Origin of the sequence: Paenibacillus sp. FSL P4-0081 (genome assembly GCF_000758565.1) — a bacterium.
Lineage (GTDB): Bacteria > Bacillota > Bacilli > Paenibacillales > Paenibacillaceae > Paenibacillus_AQ > Paenibacillus_AQ phytohabitans.
Map to the genome: position 1 here is coordinate 2,391,228 of NZ_CP009280.1, position 14,674 is coordinate 2,405,901.

At 46.2% G+C, this 14,674-nt stretch carries 12 protein-coding genes; 8 read left to right on the top strand and 4 right to left on the bottom strand.

Going from position 1 to position 14,674, the window contains the following annotated elements; genetic code table 11:
• The first annotated feature begins 72 nt into the window (after positions 1-72).
• The 5 genes from P40081_RS10120 to P40081_RS10140 all read left to right on the top strand — a co-directional run bounded on the left by P40081_RS10120 (position 73) and on the right by P40081_RS10140 (position 6,256).
• On the top strand, positions 73-1,389 hold the full coding sequence (locus P40081_RS10120; RefSeq protein ID WP_042135195.1) for an ABC transporter substrate-binding protein: 1,317 nt from the start codon (positions 73-75) through the stop codon (positions 1,387-1,389).
• A 95-nt stretch (positions 1,390-1,484) separates the two neighbouring features.
• A complete protein-coding gene (locus P40081_RS10125) occupies positions 1,485-2,363 on the top strand; it encodes a carbohydrate ABC transporter permease (protein WP_042135197.1) in 879 nt (292 codons plus the stop codon).
• Position 2,364: 1 nt separating this feature from the next.
• Positions 2,365-3,246: a carbohydrate ABC transporter permease gene (locus P40081_RS10130; RefSeq protein ID WP_052421749.1), complete on the top strand. Its 882-nt coding sequence runs from the start codon at positions 2,365-2,367 to the stop codon at positions 3,244-3,246.
• A gap of 58 nt (positions 3,247-3,304) precedes the next feature.
• The gene (locus P40081_RS10135) at positions 3,305-5,104 is read left to right on the top strand and encodes a glycoside hydrolase family 2 protein (protein ID WP_042135199.1); all 1,800 of its coding nucleotides are present in this window, start codon (positions 3,305-3,307) and stop codon (positions 5,102-5,104) included.
• A gap of 36 nt (positions 5,105-5,140) precedes the next feature.
• Positions 5,141-6,256: a glycoside hydrolase family 88/105 protein gene (locus P40081_RS10140; RefSeq protein ID WP_042135201.1), complete on the top strand. Its 1,116-nt coding sequence runs from the start codon at positions 5,141-5,143 to the stop codon at positions 6,254-6,256.
• Positions 6,257-6,357: 101 nt separating this feature from the next.
• Here the strand turns inward: P40081_RS10140 and P40081_RS10145 are convergent, their stop codons facing one another.
• Complete coding sequence (locus tag P40081_RS10145; RefSeq protein ID WP_042135203.1) at positions 6,358-8,607, bottom strand: FAD-dependent oxidoreductase; 2,250 nt, start codon at positions 8,605-8,607, stop codon at positions 6,358-6,360.
• A 139-nt stretch (positions 8,608-8,746) separates the two neighbouring features.
• Here P40081_RS10145 and P40081_RS38355 point away from each other — a divergent pair, with 139 nt between their 5' ends.
• The gene (locus P40081_RS38355; RefSeq protein ID WP_052421750.1) at positions 8,747-8,959 is read left to right on the top strand and encodes a hypothetical protein; all 213 of its coding nucleotides are present in this window, start codon (positions 8,747-8,749) and stop codon (positions 8,957-8,959) included.
• On the top strand, positions 8,905-9,546 hold the full coding sequence (locus tag P40081_RS10150; RefSeq protein ID WP_081969902.1) for a helix-turn-helix domain-containing protein: 642 nt from the start codon (positions 8,905-8,907) through the stop codon (positions 9,544-9,546). Before P40081_RS38355 ends, P40081_RS10150 begins: the two co-directional genes overlap by 55 nt.
• A 125-nt stretch (positions 9,547-9,671) precedes the next feature.
• On the opposite strand, the gene P40081_RS10155 is transcribed toward P40081_RS10150, so the two are convergent.
• The 3 genes from P40081_RS10155 to P40081_RS10165 all read right to left on the bottom strand — a co-directional run bounded on the left by P40081_RS10155 (position 9,672) and on the right by P40081_RS10165 (position 13,235).
• Positions 9,672-11,216 (bottom strand): ABC transporter substrate-binding protein, encoded by a 1,545-nt coding sequence (locus P40081_RS10155; RefSeq protein ID WP_042135204.1) that lies wholly within the window; start codon positions 11,214-11,216, stop codon positions 9,672-9,674.
• A gap of 141 nt (positions 11,217-11,357) precedes the next feature.
• Positions 11,358-12,242, bottom strand: coding sequence for a carbohydrate ABC transporter permease (locus P40081_RS10160; RefSeq protein ID WP_039304534.1), 885 nt, complete (start codon positions 12,240-12,242; stop codon positions 11,358-11,360).
• A 12-nt stretch (positions 12,243-12,254) separates the two neighbouring features.
• Entirely contained in the window at positions 12,255-13,235 is a 981-nt protein-coding gene (locus P40081_RS10165) for an ABC transporter permease (protein WP_052421752.1), read from the bottom strand.
• 1,079 nt (positions 13,236-14,314) lie between these two features.
• Here P40081_RS10165 and P40081_RS10170 point away from each other — a divergent pair.
• Positions 14,315-14,575 (top strand): hypothetical protein, encoded by a 261-nt coding sequence (locus P40081_RS10170; protein ID WP_042135206.1) that lies wholly within the window; start codon positions 14,315-14,317, stop codon positions 14,573-14,575.
• Positions 14,576-14,674 lie beyond the last annotated feature (99 nt).

Here is a 14,674-nt window from a genome sequence, read left to right on the forward strand (position 1 = left end):
TCATCATGATAGTATTTGCTTGCTTGGACAAGTAAAACAAAGAAAAATAAGTTATTTGGAGGAGGGTTTACTGTGAAACACACAAAAAAGTTAACTATTATTGTTGCGGGACTATTAGTAGTTTCACTTCTTTCAGGGTGTGGGAAAACCAGTGATTCAGCTAGTAATGGTGGAAAAGAAAGTGGCAAAAAAGAAGAGCTTCGCATCAGTTGGTGGGGAGGCGATTCGCGTAATAAAGCTGTGCAAGAAGCTATAAGTAAATTTGAAGAAGAAAATCCTAATATTAAAGTTAAGGCGGAATTCGCCGGATATGCTGGTTATCAAGAAAAAATGACTACCCAATTGTCTGGAGGGACTGCTCCTGATGTTATTCGTTTAGATTCCATGTGGGTGGATCAATATGTAAATCAATTATCAGATTTGAAAGAGTTGGGCGAAGAACTGGGTCTTTCTAATTTTTCACAAAATGTGCTTGCGCCCTTAGAAAAGGACGGTAAACTGTTAGGGCTTCCCCTTTCAACTGTCTATAGACCGTTACTATATAACAAAACGGTGACTGATAAATATGGAATTGAAGCACCCCAATCTTGGGATGATCTTTTTGCAATGAGAGATAAGTTGCCAGAGGATCATTATCCGATGGCGAATTTGGTAGGGTCAAAATATGCGTCCCCGATCGTATTTTTCTCAATTTTAGCACAGCAAACCGGACTTCCGCTTTCTGATGATAATGGAAATTTAAATTACAAAGAATCTGATTTTGAGAACATGCTATCTTTCTATCGCGAATTGGTAGAGAAAAGAATTATGCCATCCAAAAAAGAAGTGGATAACTCAGGGTCAATAGAAGGTGCGACAGCAACAGAAATAATGGAAGGAAAGTGGGTTAGCTTATTCGAGTTTACATCGAATACGAATACCATACAAAATCAGCTAAAAGAACAAGGCTTTGATTTAGAGGTGGCTGGCTTTCTTTCAATGAAAGAAGAAAAATCTACGGGTGTCTGGACGAAGCCTGCCATGGTATATTCCATTCCTGAAAAAACAAAACACAAAGAAAGTGCTGCGAAGCTAATTAACTTTTTAATGAATAGTGAAGAAGCAAATAAGATTCAAATGCTTGAAAATGGTGTTCCCGACAGCAAAGCGGGAAAAGAGGTGCTTGAAAAAAACAATCTGATTACTCCGTTAACAGCTGAAATCACAAAATTAGGCGATGAAAAAAATGATAGCAAGCTTTCTACTATGTTCAAATGGGATACAGCAAAGTTGAATGATGTGTCACTGGATGTAATCACTAAGCTGGATTATGGTGAGGTCGATACGAAAGAAGCTGCAAAGGAACTGTATGCGGCTTACAAGGAACAAGAACAAAGCTTTAAAAAGTAAACATAAATGAACACAATCATTTAATGCCCAAAATTATTTACATAAGTTTATTCCAATTTTGGGCGTTGAATGTCACGAGAGGAATGCGAATAGCCATGAATAAAAATAGGTATACAGGCTTATTCTATTTAACACCATGGTTAATAGGGATTTGTTTCTTTGTAATCTACCCATTTATCATGTCACTGTATTACAGTTTTACAGACTACTCCCTGCTGGATAAGCCTGCTTTTATTGGACTGGATAATTATTCACGGATGTTTACAAGTGACCCCACCTTCTGGACCTCGGTGAAAGCCACGATCAAATTTGTATTCTTTACCGTGCCATTTAAATTAGCATTTGCACTGCTTATTGCCTATATTATGAATGCTAAATTAAAGGGAATCGGATTTTTTAGAACCGCCTATTATATTCCATCTATTTTAGGTGCAAATGTAGCTATTGCAGTATTATGGCAGTTCTTATTTAAAAGTGATGGGTTAATCAATATGGCGTTAAATATGACCGGTCTGGAAAGCATCGGGTGGTTCTCTAGCACAAGTGGAGCAATGTTTACTATTGTTTTATTACGTATTTGGCAGTTTGGTTCTGCGATGGTGATTTTTTTGAATGCGTTGTCGGAAATCCCGCAAGATTTATATGAAGCAGCTTCCATTGATGGAGCTTCAAAGTTTAGACAGTTTTTTTCAGTGACAATACCCCAGCTAACCCCAATTATATTCTTTAATTTAATCTTGCAGCTTGTGCAAGCCTTCCAGGAATTTGAGGGGCCATTCTTAGTTACGGGTGGAGGTCCAATGAAGAGCACCTACCTATTACCAATGTATATATACGATAGTGCTTTTAAAAACTTTGACATGGGATATTCCGGTGCTTTGTCCTGGGTGTTATTTATTATGATTATGATATTCACGGCCATCCTGTTCAAAACGTCAAGTAAATGGGTGTTTTATGCTGACGGAGGGAAATAACATGGAGCAAGCAATGAGAAACAAAAATAACAGAAGTGAGTACCATAAAAGAAAAATCGCTTTATATTTCAAATATTTCTTTTTGATTATAGGGACCTTAATTATGCTTTATCCGATTCTCTGGTTATTTGGGGCATCTTTTAAGAGTAATACAGAGATTTTTAAATCAATATGGTTTATGCCTAAGTCTTTTGATTTCACACCTTATATCGAAGGATGGAAGACTTCTAGCCAGTATACATTTGGAACCTACTTTTTAAACTCTTTTTTGATTGTAATTCCAAAAGTGTTATTAACCTTGATTTCTTGTATTCTGACTGCATATGGATTTGCAAGATTTAACTTTCCTATGAAAAAAGTGCTGTTTCCGGTTATGATCGCTACTCTTTTTCTTCCAGGAATCGTTACTAGAGTACCGATGTATATTTTTTGGAAGAATGTAGATCTTTTGGACACTTATATCCCTCTAATTGCCAATTCTGCATTTGCTTGTGATACATTTTTTGTATATATGTTGGTTCAATTTTTAAGAACGATTCCCGGGGAGCTGGACGAGGCAGCAACAATAGATGGGTGTAACTCTTTTAATATTTTAATTAAAGTATTGCTCCCTATTCTAAAACCTACCCTTATTACAGTAGCTTTATTCCAGTTCATGTGGACATTTACTGAGTTTCAGGGTCCTTTAATTTATATTTCTTCAGTCGAGAAGTATCCTGTTTCAATTGCGCTTCGAATGGCGATGGATACGACATCTGTTGATTTTAGCTGGAATAAAAATATTGCTATGTCAATTATAGGGTTAATACCTTCGATTATTGTATATTTCTCTGCTCAAAAGCACTTTATTGGCGGTTCTACAGCAGGCGGAATTAAGGGATGATAACAGATAAAGAACTGACCAATGCAACAACATATAAATGGATAGGAGATGAAGCTAGATGTCACATCGGATGGAATATCCGCGTCCACAGTTAGTTAGAGACGCATGGCTTAACTTAAATGGAGCATGGCAATTTGAATTTGATGACAGGAATGTTGGAGCTGCACAGCGATGGTTTGATCCAAGTGAAAATTTTAGTCAGACCATTCAAGTTCCTTTTGCTTTTCAAACCCCTGCAAGTGGAATACACGATACCTCTTTTCATGACTATGTCTGGTATAAGCGTAATTTTACACTTGATCCAGGTTGGTATAAGAAGCGTGTTGTTGTATTACATTTTGGAGCGGTAGATTATAGAGCTTGGGTGTATGTGAATGGTCATTATATCGGCATGCACGAGGGAGGACACACTCCATTTTCTTTTGATATTACGCATGCATTAACCGGGCAGGAGGAACAGGTGACTGTACATGTTGAAGATCCTTCACAGGATGAAACTATACCCCGGGGCAAACAGTTCTGGTTAGAGAAGCCAGAAAGCATCTGGTATACCCGCACGACAGGGATTTGGCAGACCGTGTGGCTGGAGGCGGTAAACCCTGTTTATATTCATCAGGTGAAGTTTGAGCCCGATTTAGATCAAGGGAGCATTGGAATAGAAGTTAAATCTGAGGGATATGGATCAGAGGAATTAGATTTGGATATTCGTATTTCTTTTCGGGGAGTACCTGTTATTCAGGATCAAGTACGATTGTTGCAGCCAATAACACGTAGAACAGTAGAGCTATTTGGTTTGAAAACATTCCGGACAAACTTTCATCATGCCGGCTGGACATGGACTCCGGAAACTCCTAATTTGTTTGATGTTGAAATGAAGCTGTACGATCATGGGGTTGAGGTGGATTGTATACAATCGTATTTCGGCATGCGGAAAGTTCATACAGAGAATGGTATGGTCTATCTGAATAACAAACCTTATTATCAAAAGCTTGTACTCGACCAAGGTTATTGGCAGGAAGGATTACTTACTGCGCCAACGGATGAACACCTGAAGAAAGATATTGAATTAGCTAAAGAATTAGGGTTCAACGGTTGCCGTAAGCATCAAAAGGTAGAGGATCCGCGGTTTTTATATTGGGCAGATCGAATAGGGTTCCTTGTGTGGGGAGAATGTGCTGCGAGCGCCTCTTTTAATAGTGATGCTGTGGCCCGGTTAACCAAAGAATGGATTGAAATTATTGACCGTGATTTCAATCATCCATCTATTGTTGCATGGGTTCCGCTTAACGAAAGCTGGGGAATTCCGATGGTGAAATCGAATAAGCAGCAGCAGTACCACAGCTTAGCCATGTATAGTCTTATTCATTCATTGGATGATACCCGATTAGTGATATCGAACGATGGATGGGAAATGACACGAACTGACATTTGTGCGGTACACAATTATCAGCATGGCAGAGCAGATGAGCCCGATAAGTATGAAGAATTTAAGCGGATTCTGTCCACGAAGGAAACGATGCTTGCTTCAAAGCCATCAGCCCGCAGTGTATATGCAGATGGTTATGAGCATCGGGGAGAGCCAATTTTGTTAACTGAATTTGGTGGTATAAGCTATAAGGCTGGCGCTGACGATGGTTGGGGATATACCAGTGCACAATCTTCAGAGGATCTTGTTCTAGAATATGAAAGAATTATGAAGGCTGTATACGCTTCTAAGATTATTTATGGTTATTGTTATACGCAGTTAACAGATGTTGAGCAAGAAATTAACGGTCTATTGGCATATGATCGAACACCCAAATGCGATATGTCGTTAATTAAAGAAATTAATAGTCAATGGCATCTACGGACAATTTAATCGGAATAAATTTAATGATAAGGAGTTTATGAATCCATGACAAATGAAAAACTGCTTCAAAAAATTGGACTGGTAGTAGACAAGCTTATGAATCTGGGCGGTAGCGACTATGAAAAGGATAAAACCGTGGTTCAGGCCGATACGAAATTAGGGATTGTACAACGGGATTTCGGAATTGAAGAATGGGACTGGCCGCAGGGCGTCGGTCTTTATGGTCTTTACAAGCTGCAGAATTATTACGGCGATCACCGCTATAAGGAATTTTTTCAGAATTGGTATACCCGTAATCTGGAGGTTGGGCTGCCTTCAAAAAACATTAATACAACAGCTCCTTATCTGGGTCTGGTTCTGCTCCTGGATCAACTTGAGCCTTCCAGCCAACTGGAACAGCTATGCCGGGAACATGCGGATTGGCTCCTTCATGAGTTGCCCAAAACTAAAGAAGGAGGCTTTCAGCATACGGTCACTGCCATTGGCAATCGGGATGGAATTCACTTGCACAATGGACAGTTATGGATTGATACGCTCTTTATGGCGGTTCTGTTTCTGAACCAGGCCGGGCGCAAGTTTAACCGGCCGGAGTGGCAGCATGAAGCTGAACACCAGATTCTGCTCCATATCAAGTATTTGTTCGACAAACATACCGGCCTGTTCTTCCACGGCTGGAGCTTCGAACGCAATGATAATTTCGGCAGTATCTTCTGGTGCCGCGGCAATTCCTGGTTCACCTATGGCATCGTCGATTACCTGGAAACTTGCCAGGATACGATTAGCCCGGGCATCCGGAAATTTCTGGTGGATACGTATAAAGCTCAGGTCAATGCCTTGGTTTCACTTCAGGCAGCTTCCGGTCTTTGGCATACAGTCCTGCAGGACCGGGCCAGCTATGAAGAGGTATCCGGGTCGGCCGCAATTGCCGCAGGTATCCTAAAAGGCATTAAAGCCGGTATTCTGGATTCCTCATATCAGGCTGCGGCAGACAAGGCCATTCAGTCGGTATGTCAAAATATTAGCGGAGATGGAACCGTACTGAATGTGTCGGCCGGAACCGGGATGGGAATGGATAAGGATCATTACAAGAACATTACCCTCATGCCGATGGCATACGGACAGTCCTTGGCTCTTATTGCCTTGTATGAAGCTTTAAAATAAACCCTGCGTAAACTCATTTATTCATCTTTTCTTGGATACAAATAGCCTAATCCTTGAGCATTTACGCCAAAGGATTAGGCTGTTTTATCTTCTTTACCCAGTTACTCGTAAACCCGCACCTCAATAATCTCTGCATACTGGCTTCCGTTAGTCGCCCCGATCACAACGCGCAGGCGATCAGTTGTTACAGCTTCGGCAAGTGTGTGCACATGCTTGCGCTTGTGATTGTCACTTCCTGCGGCGACTGCCGTCCAGTTGCCGTCCATGTAAGCTTCAATACGATAATCCTTGACGAGCGTTGGCAGGATTTCGTAAGGCGTGATGTGATGATGCAGATTGATCAGGTCCTCATTCACATCGTCATTGAAGGTGACTTGCACCTGGCGGATGGAGGCAGGTGCGCTCCAAGAAAGCTCAAGCCATTCCGGGCGGCCGGAGTTCATTTGGTCAGAGGACCACAGGTGCGGACCGCCGTAAGGACGGAGGTATCCGTCCGTTGCTTTGACCGCAGCGAAGGCTTGTGATGGCGCAGACAGGCGGATGCATGGTGCGGTGTGATCGAATTTCTTTTTGTCCCACAGCACTACAGGCTGTGCGGGCTGATTCTGGAAATCCAAGGATACTACAGGTGTGTTGCTATGCCCATAAGCGAGCATCCCTGAAGTCGGCTGATCTGCCATATGCAGGGTGATTGCCGCATTAGCCTTGATGATCAGAAAAGCATTGCGCGGCGTCTCCGGCTGCCAGCGCAGGTCAAGCTTCACCCATTGCTGCGTCCCGGAGTTGACAGAAGCCGATGCGGATTGCAGATGCGCATACGGAACATAATTCTCGGGCCGGCCGGTCTCCCATAGCTGGACGGTCAGCTCCGCTGCTTCGCTCGCATCGATCAGCAGCTCAATTCCGTCAAGCAGAGGATCAACCGGAAGGGTGATGCCGATGTCAGTCGTAAGAGGGACACTGAATGCCGGATGCTCTACTGCGAACCGGCTCCGTTCGCTGGAGGCACTGACGGCTGCCTGGAGCGCCAGGTCGGATTCGTCTTCATTGCGCAGGCCGAGAACGGATGCATCCTGGCGCAGCATGGTCTGCTGCAGGTCTTGCAGGTGGTTCGCATGCAGTTCACGCGGCGTAATTCCCCTGGCCGCGCAAAGTGCAGCGCCGGTGCCTGCAGCTTCGCCGATGACCGCGCAGGTAGCCATAACGCGTGTCGTCCCGAACGCGACATGCGATGCGCTGATGTCGCGGCCGGCCATCAGCAGATTGTTCACATTCACTGAATACAGTGAACGGAACGGAATGTGGTAGCTGCCGTCGGAATACATATGCTTCGAGCCTGATTCGGTAGCATACACACCCTGCGGCGGGTGCAGATCGATCGACCAGCCGCCGAAGCCAATCCGGTCCGCGAATTCACGCTGCGCAAGGATATCGTTCTGGTTCAAGATATAATCGCCTACGAAGCGGCGGTATTCCCGTTTGCCCGGAAGCGAACCGACCCATTCCAGCGTCATATTCCCGGCATCGAATTTACCGGAATTCTTAATATAGTCCCAAATCCCGTAAATGATGGACCATAGCTCGTCGCGGATGGCCTCGTTATCATGAACGGTATCCTGTTCGCCGCCGAACTCAATCCACCAGTATGCGCAGCCATTGTCGCCGCTGCGGATGATGCGGTTCTCGGTGATTGACGTTTGTGTAATATCGATGGCCATAGCCGGAGCTATATATTTGACCGGATGACCGGCATCCTTGGTATAGAAGAGCAGGGTGCTGCCGAGAGTGATATCATCTGCAACCAGCGGTGCCCATTCTTCGCCCAATTCATCGCGCGCTTCGCGGCCCATCCGGAATTCTGCACCAGCCAGGAAGCCGACCAGCCCGTCTCCGGTGCAGTCCAGATATACCGGGCTCTCAAAACGGATGCTCCGCTCTGATCCCATCATCCATCCGGTAACCGACCGGATCTGCCGCCCGCCGTCCGCTTCCTCACCGGCCTCGGCTTCATGCACATCCGTGTTCAGAAACAGCTGGATATTCGGTTCAGCCTGCACGGCCTCAAGCACAACCATATCCCATAAATATGGATTGCCGTCTTTGTTGCGGTACTGGTTCTCTACAAACAGCTCCCCCATTATCCCCGTCTCCCGGGCATACCGGTGAATGCCGTGTGAGGTAGCGCCGCACACCCATACCCGCACCTCACTGCTGGAGTTGCCGCCAAGCACTGGACGGTTGTTGACCAGTGCGACCGTCTGCCCCAGACGTGCCGCTGCAATCGCCGCACATACTCCTGCCAGACCGCCGCCTACAACGGTTACATCCGTTTTTACCGTTTCTTTCCGCATGGTTGAATCTCTCCCCTGAGTTATGATAATATATCCGTAATTTCATAATAAATCACCTGTATATCAAATAACATGCATATAATTTCTTTTGATATATACTTTATTTCATTTCATTTACTGGTTGGAGGGAGAGCAGTGCATGCGAATTAATTGGTCAGTTCATCCAGTAGCCTATACGTATTGGGAGAAGAAGGAACAGTTCCTGCTGGAGTATGACACGTATCCTGTGTGGACGATATTTGCGGTGGAACAAGGGCAATTCGCCTACCGGTTCGGAGATCATGAGGGAGAAGCCGGATGGGGGATATCATCGTATGTCCGCCGGGTACGGCCTTTTACCGGAGAACGGTGACAACTTTAACCTTTCATTTCATCCAGTTCGAATGGGAGGAGAAGCCGGGGCTTGAAGAAGCAGCTGCAACGCTAGGCGGAAGGTGGACGGTCAGGGATGTGGAGCGTCTGCTGTCGACTTACCGTTATATGAGGAACATCGGAAGAAGCATTCAGGAGGAGCCGGGCTTTGGACGAATGAAGCATATGCTGGAGGATTTGTGGAGACTCCTTGATATCGAGCGCAGCTTTGCGGCGGAGGAAGAGCAATCCGAAGGGGAGAGTTCCGATCAGGATATGCAGAAGGCAAGGCAATGGTTGCTTGAGCATGCCTGCACCCCTATGACGATGCAGGAGCTGGCGGCCGCGCTTAGTATCACACCGGTGCAGTTAACACGGCGGTTCCGGGCAGCTTATCAGGCGACACCTTCAGAATTTGTGACCGGAATCAGGCTCCAAAAAGCCTGCCTGCTGCTTGAAGATTCCACACAGTCCATTGAAATCATCGCCCAGCAGTGCGGTTATGAGAATGGCTTCTACCTGAGCCGCGTGTTCAGCGCGAAGCTTGGTTTAACCCCCTCGAAGTACCGCAAGCTGCACCGGCTATAAGAATTCACCAAACAAACGCGACAAACGCGCCTCTCCGAATAAGGAGGGCGCGCTGCCGGTAGTTCATATTAAGGTTGTCCTAATCAGACAGCAGTAGAGCACAACTATACAACTCGAGCCGTATTCTATTGCTGCTTCGCATACCATTCAGAGAACTGCTTCTGGTATTCGGCGATGTATTTGTCGATACCGGCCGCTTTTAACCGCTCAAGGGCCTTAGGGAAAGCAGAATCATAATCACTGAAGCCGCTGCCGATCGGGGCCAGGTATTCGGTGAATACGCCGTTCAGCTTGGTTTCTTCATTCTTGACCGGAGTATTGTCGAAGTTGAAGCCTGCGCCCTTGGAGATAATTGCTCCATCATCCCATGCTTTGTAATCGGCAATGAAATCATCCGGTACGGTGTTGTCAAAGCGCATGAAGTTTTTGTTCATCAGCAGCCAATCGGGAATCAGTGAATCGGTATTGATTTTGGTCAGACGGCCGTTAGCATCCAGCGTATAATCGGTGCCTTCAATACCATAGGCGAACAGGTCGTACAGCTCCTGTTTTTTTTGCAGCAGGTTGAAGAACATGACATAACGCTCAGGGTCCTTGGCTGCGGCAGAGACGAAGAAGGCGGTGCTGTAGGTGCCTCTGCTGATTTTTGGACGGCCGGTGCCCAGGAAATAATTGACCAGCTTGGCTTCAGGCACTGCCTGCGAGATGGTAGCTGCGCCTTCGAACGGACGTGCTGCGGTTCCTGCCCAGAACATTGCTTTGCCGGAGTTCCAGTCAGACTGCAGCTGAGGCACATTCGTTGCGGCGTATTTCGGAATGATCCCTTTCTCGTACCACCCGTGCATCAGACCGGCATAGGTCTTGAATTCTGGGGATTCGAACCAGTTGATAATCTGATCATCCTTGGCCGACTCATCGAGGGCGATGAAATCATTTTGCCAGTACAGATTCTTGTCGGTGAAGTCATATTGCAGCATTCTGCGGGCGTCCGTGTTGGCGTATCCGATCAGCTCGGGATGTAGCGCATGGACTTTATCATAAAATTGCTCAAGCTCCGCAAGGGAGGAGACCTGTGTCATTCCTGCTTCCTCCAGCAGATCCTGCCGGACCAGCACACTATAAAATTCAGCGGAATTCGGTTTGTTGCCTACAGGTACCGCATATTGTTTCCCCTCTAGCTGGAAGGCCCGGAAGGAAGCCTCGTCCACTGCCGCACTCAAATCCGCTGCTGCTGCAGAGATATAGGGAGTGAGGTCCGTGTAGAGCCCTTTGGCGACAGATTTCACCATATAGTTGGCATCCGTATAGGTCGCGAAATCTTCGCCGGTCGACAGCATCAGGTCCGTTTTGCCGCCGCCGTATTCCGTCCAGGGCAGGAACTGAAATTCAACCTCGGCATTGATTTCTTTTTTGATCACATCATAGAACTCCGTCTTGGCCAGCTCCTTCATCCGGTTCGACTCGTCCCCGTACAGTACGATCTTCAGCTTGGCCGGCGCCAGAGCCGTGCCTTCAGTCCCGCTGCCCGCCGCCGTTGCCGGTGCTGAGCCTCCATTGCTGTTGCTGTCCGTATTACCAGGGTTAGCGCTTTCATTATTGCCCTGCGAACAGCCGCTTACCAGGAATACAGTTGCCAGGAGCAAACTTAACCAGCCTTTTTTCTTTGTCATGATGAACACCCTCCTGAATTAGAATTAATCTGTGAGGCTTATATTGCCAAGGCGGTACTCCCGTAAGCTTATTGTACAACATGTCGGAGCATGGGAGCACACACCTGATGCAACCAATATTAGGTCAATGTGTCCGGAGGATCAGCCTTTCACCGAACCCACGATAATACCTTTAACGAAGAATCCCTGGAGAAAAGGATACAAAATAGCGATCGGCAGAACGGTCAGACAGGTCATCGCCATCTTCGCAGTCTCCAGCGGCGGGGCAATAATAGCGCCTCCCACCTGTGCGGCATTGCCGGAGGCCAGGAACTGAATGTTCGCCATCATGTTGTACATCAGGTATTGGATCGTATAGAGATCCTGATTGTTAACCAGCATCAGCGGCAGATAGAAGTCATTCCAGAACTGGAGCGCATAAAAGAGTGAAATCGTCACCAGTCCGACCCGGCCGAGCGGAATCATAATACTGAAGAAAATCCGCAGATGGCCTGCCCCGTCGATCTGTGCCGACTCGACAATCTCATGCGGGATGCTGCGGAAGTAGTTGGCCATCAGGAACATCAGGAACACACTTAGCACATAGGGAATGAACAGGCCGAGCAGCGTATCGCCAAGGTGATAGTATTTGGTGCTCAGCAGATACCACGGCAGTGTGCCGCCGCTGAACAGCATCGTGAAGTAGGCAAAGAAGGCGAAAAAGTTCTTCAGCCGGAAATTCCGGACGGAGATGACGTAGGCATAAGCAGTTGTCACCAGTACAGCGGTCAGCGTGCCCAGTACTGTTACGACCAGCGACATGGAGTAGGCCCGCAGAATCTGCTCTGCTTTTGAGCCAAACAAGAATTGATAGGTTTCGAACGTGAACCCCCGGGGCCAGAAGGAATAGCCCTCCGCAGCAATTCTCGACTCTGTAGATAGAGAACCGGATACCGCCAGTACGAACGGCACCAGACAAATGACCGAGAATACCGCAATACAGACATAGAAGAAAATAACCAGCCCTTTGTTTTCAGTAGTTTGCATCGTATCGGTCTCCTAGAATAGTTTGCTGTCTTTGTCATACCAGCCGGCCAGCTTGTTGGCTACCAGCACCAGAATGAATCCAAAGACGGATTGATAGAGCGTAATGGCGGAAGCGAAGCCGAATTCACCGGAACGGATGGCCGTGCGGTATACATAGACGTCGATAATATCGGTAGTGGGCAGCAGCAGCGGATTGAGGAACGTTACGCCCATGATCATACTCAGATCGCCCTTCAGCATGCCTCCGATTCCGAGCAGCGTCATCAGGATGATTGAAGGAATCAGCATGGGTATCGTGATTTTGGTGATAATCTGCCAGCGGGAGGCACCGTCGATCCGGGCCGCTTCATAATAGGAGGTATCTACTCCCTGCAGCACCGCATAGTAGATGATCGCGCCGTAGCCGGCACTTTTCCAGATATTCGCGAGCACCAGGATCACTACGAACAGCCACGGGCTCGAATACCAGTCCATTTGCGACAGGCCAAGCGATTGCAGCAGCTGGTTGAGAATCCCTTTGTCATAGTCGAGCAGGGAGAACAGGATGGCTCCGATAATGATCCAGGAGATGAAATACGGGAAGAACATGACACTCTGGGTGATTTTGATAAACCACTTGCTGCGCAGCTCGTTCAATATAATGGCGATAGCCACCGAGAAAAAAGTGCCGGTCAGCATGTACAGCGCATTCAGCATAACTGTGTTGCGGGTCGCCCTCAGGGCATCCTCCATACTGGAGAAGAAAAACTCGAAGTTGGAGAAGCCCGCCCACGGGCTGCCGAAAATTCCGTCGTTAAAGTTGTAGTTTTTGAAGACGAGAATCAGTCCGCTCATCGGCAGGTACGCAAATAAAATAAGAATGATGATGCCCGGCAAGGCGAGCAGATACAGCGAGCTGTCCTTCCTCAGGGATTTGCGGAAGCGCCGGGCGCTGACAGTCCGCGTAGCCGGGACAAGCTGTCCCGGTGTGCCGGGTGTTGCCTCTTGCGTCATATACAGTCCACTCCTTTATGCTAGCGTTATCATTTCATCCCGTGATTCAGGAGAACGCTTTACAAGGCAAATCATAATCCGGCGCAGAATGTAAACGCTATCATAATAAACGGGAAAAAGTTAAAAAATGCGGAATGAGCGGGCTTAAAAAAACAGAAAAAGCAGAAGTTTTCTGAATTGGGATGGTTAAATGCCTGATAAAAGCGGGGGAATAGGGATGTGAAAGGGGGGAAGTGCCTTGTATGGAGATAAATACAACATCAGAGCTAAAGAGGTGAGTTCGTTCAATGCAGCAATTTATGTATTCAGCGTTCCAACTGAAAATTCGGAGATAGTTGTATTCTGTACAATTAAAACCAGCGAAAAGGTAGGCTTGCATCGTATAACTGTATTCTGTACAACTAAATCAGCCCGAACGGGAGAAACTATCAACAAGTGCCAGTTTTAATTGTACGAAATACAACTAAACGGAGATTTGGCGGGGAATCAGACGATTTAGTTGTACAAAGTGCAGTTAAGTCTAATGCATACAGGTAGCTGGTTACTTTAAACCGCAAACCGCAAACCGCAAACCGCAAACCGCAAACCGCAAACCACAAACCCTCACTAGGCAATTTGCCAATGTGGTTTTCATTAATTTATTTCTGACGTTATATTAGAGGCGAAGCTGTGGAGAATGAAATGGTGGATTGAAAAGTTAAATGATAGACTTGAGGAAGAAAGCATGGGGCTGGCGCGAAAATCCTGCATAAAATACAACATTTTCCTTAAAATCTCGGCTGTAAATCAAAATTGTTGTATAAAATGCAGCATTTCTCCTCCTCCGGGCGGTTTAGCAGGACAATTGTTGTATTTCATACAACGATCTGCCCAAACACCCGGGTATATAGGTCGCCGAGTTGTAATATGTACAACATTTAAGTCTTTACAGACCTGTACCGTGTAAAAGGTATGAGAGTTAGTTAGGATAAGCCGACAGATTTGGGCAAAATCCACAATCGTTCATAGGGAAATAATCCTTTTACGCATAGAAAAAGATAAATAATTTCAATTGTTTTAATTTGAAGGGAGATAAAATAATGAGAGGTCGTGTGCATACAGAGTATCGGCGTTTAGGGATTTTTGCTGTAGAGACTGAAGACCATGATTTCTCCATAATAGAGGTTCGGAGCGGGCTCCCATCCTTAGGTGACGAACTGGTTGGCGAGCTTAATTCACTTGGTGAAAAGCAGCTGTACAATGATACAACTCTAGAAAAATTGGATGTGTCTATTAAATCTATACATTTAATCCGTGATGATGTGAAGAGAGCAATTATAGATGCTGTAAGAGGGAAGTAGGAAGAAGACTCACATAACTGAAGTGTTTGTAATAGAAATTTGATCAAGAACGCAGCTTTGGATCTGGCTAAGAATGATTGGAGTTTGGATAAGAAGATT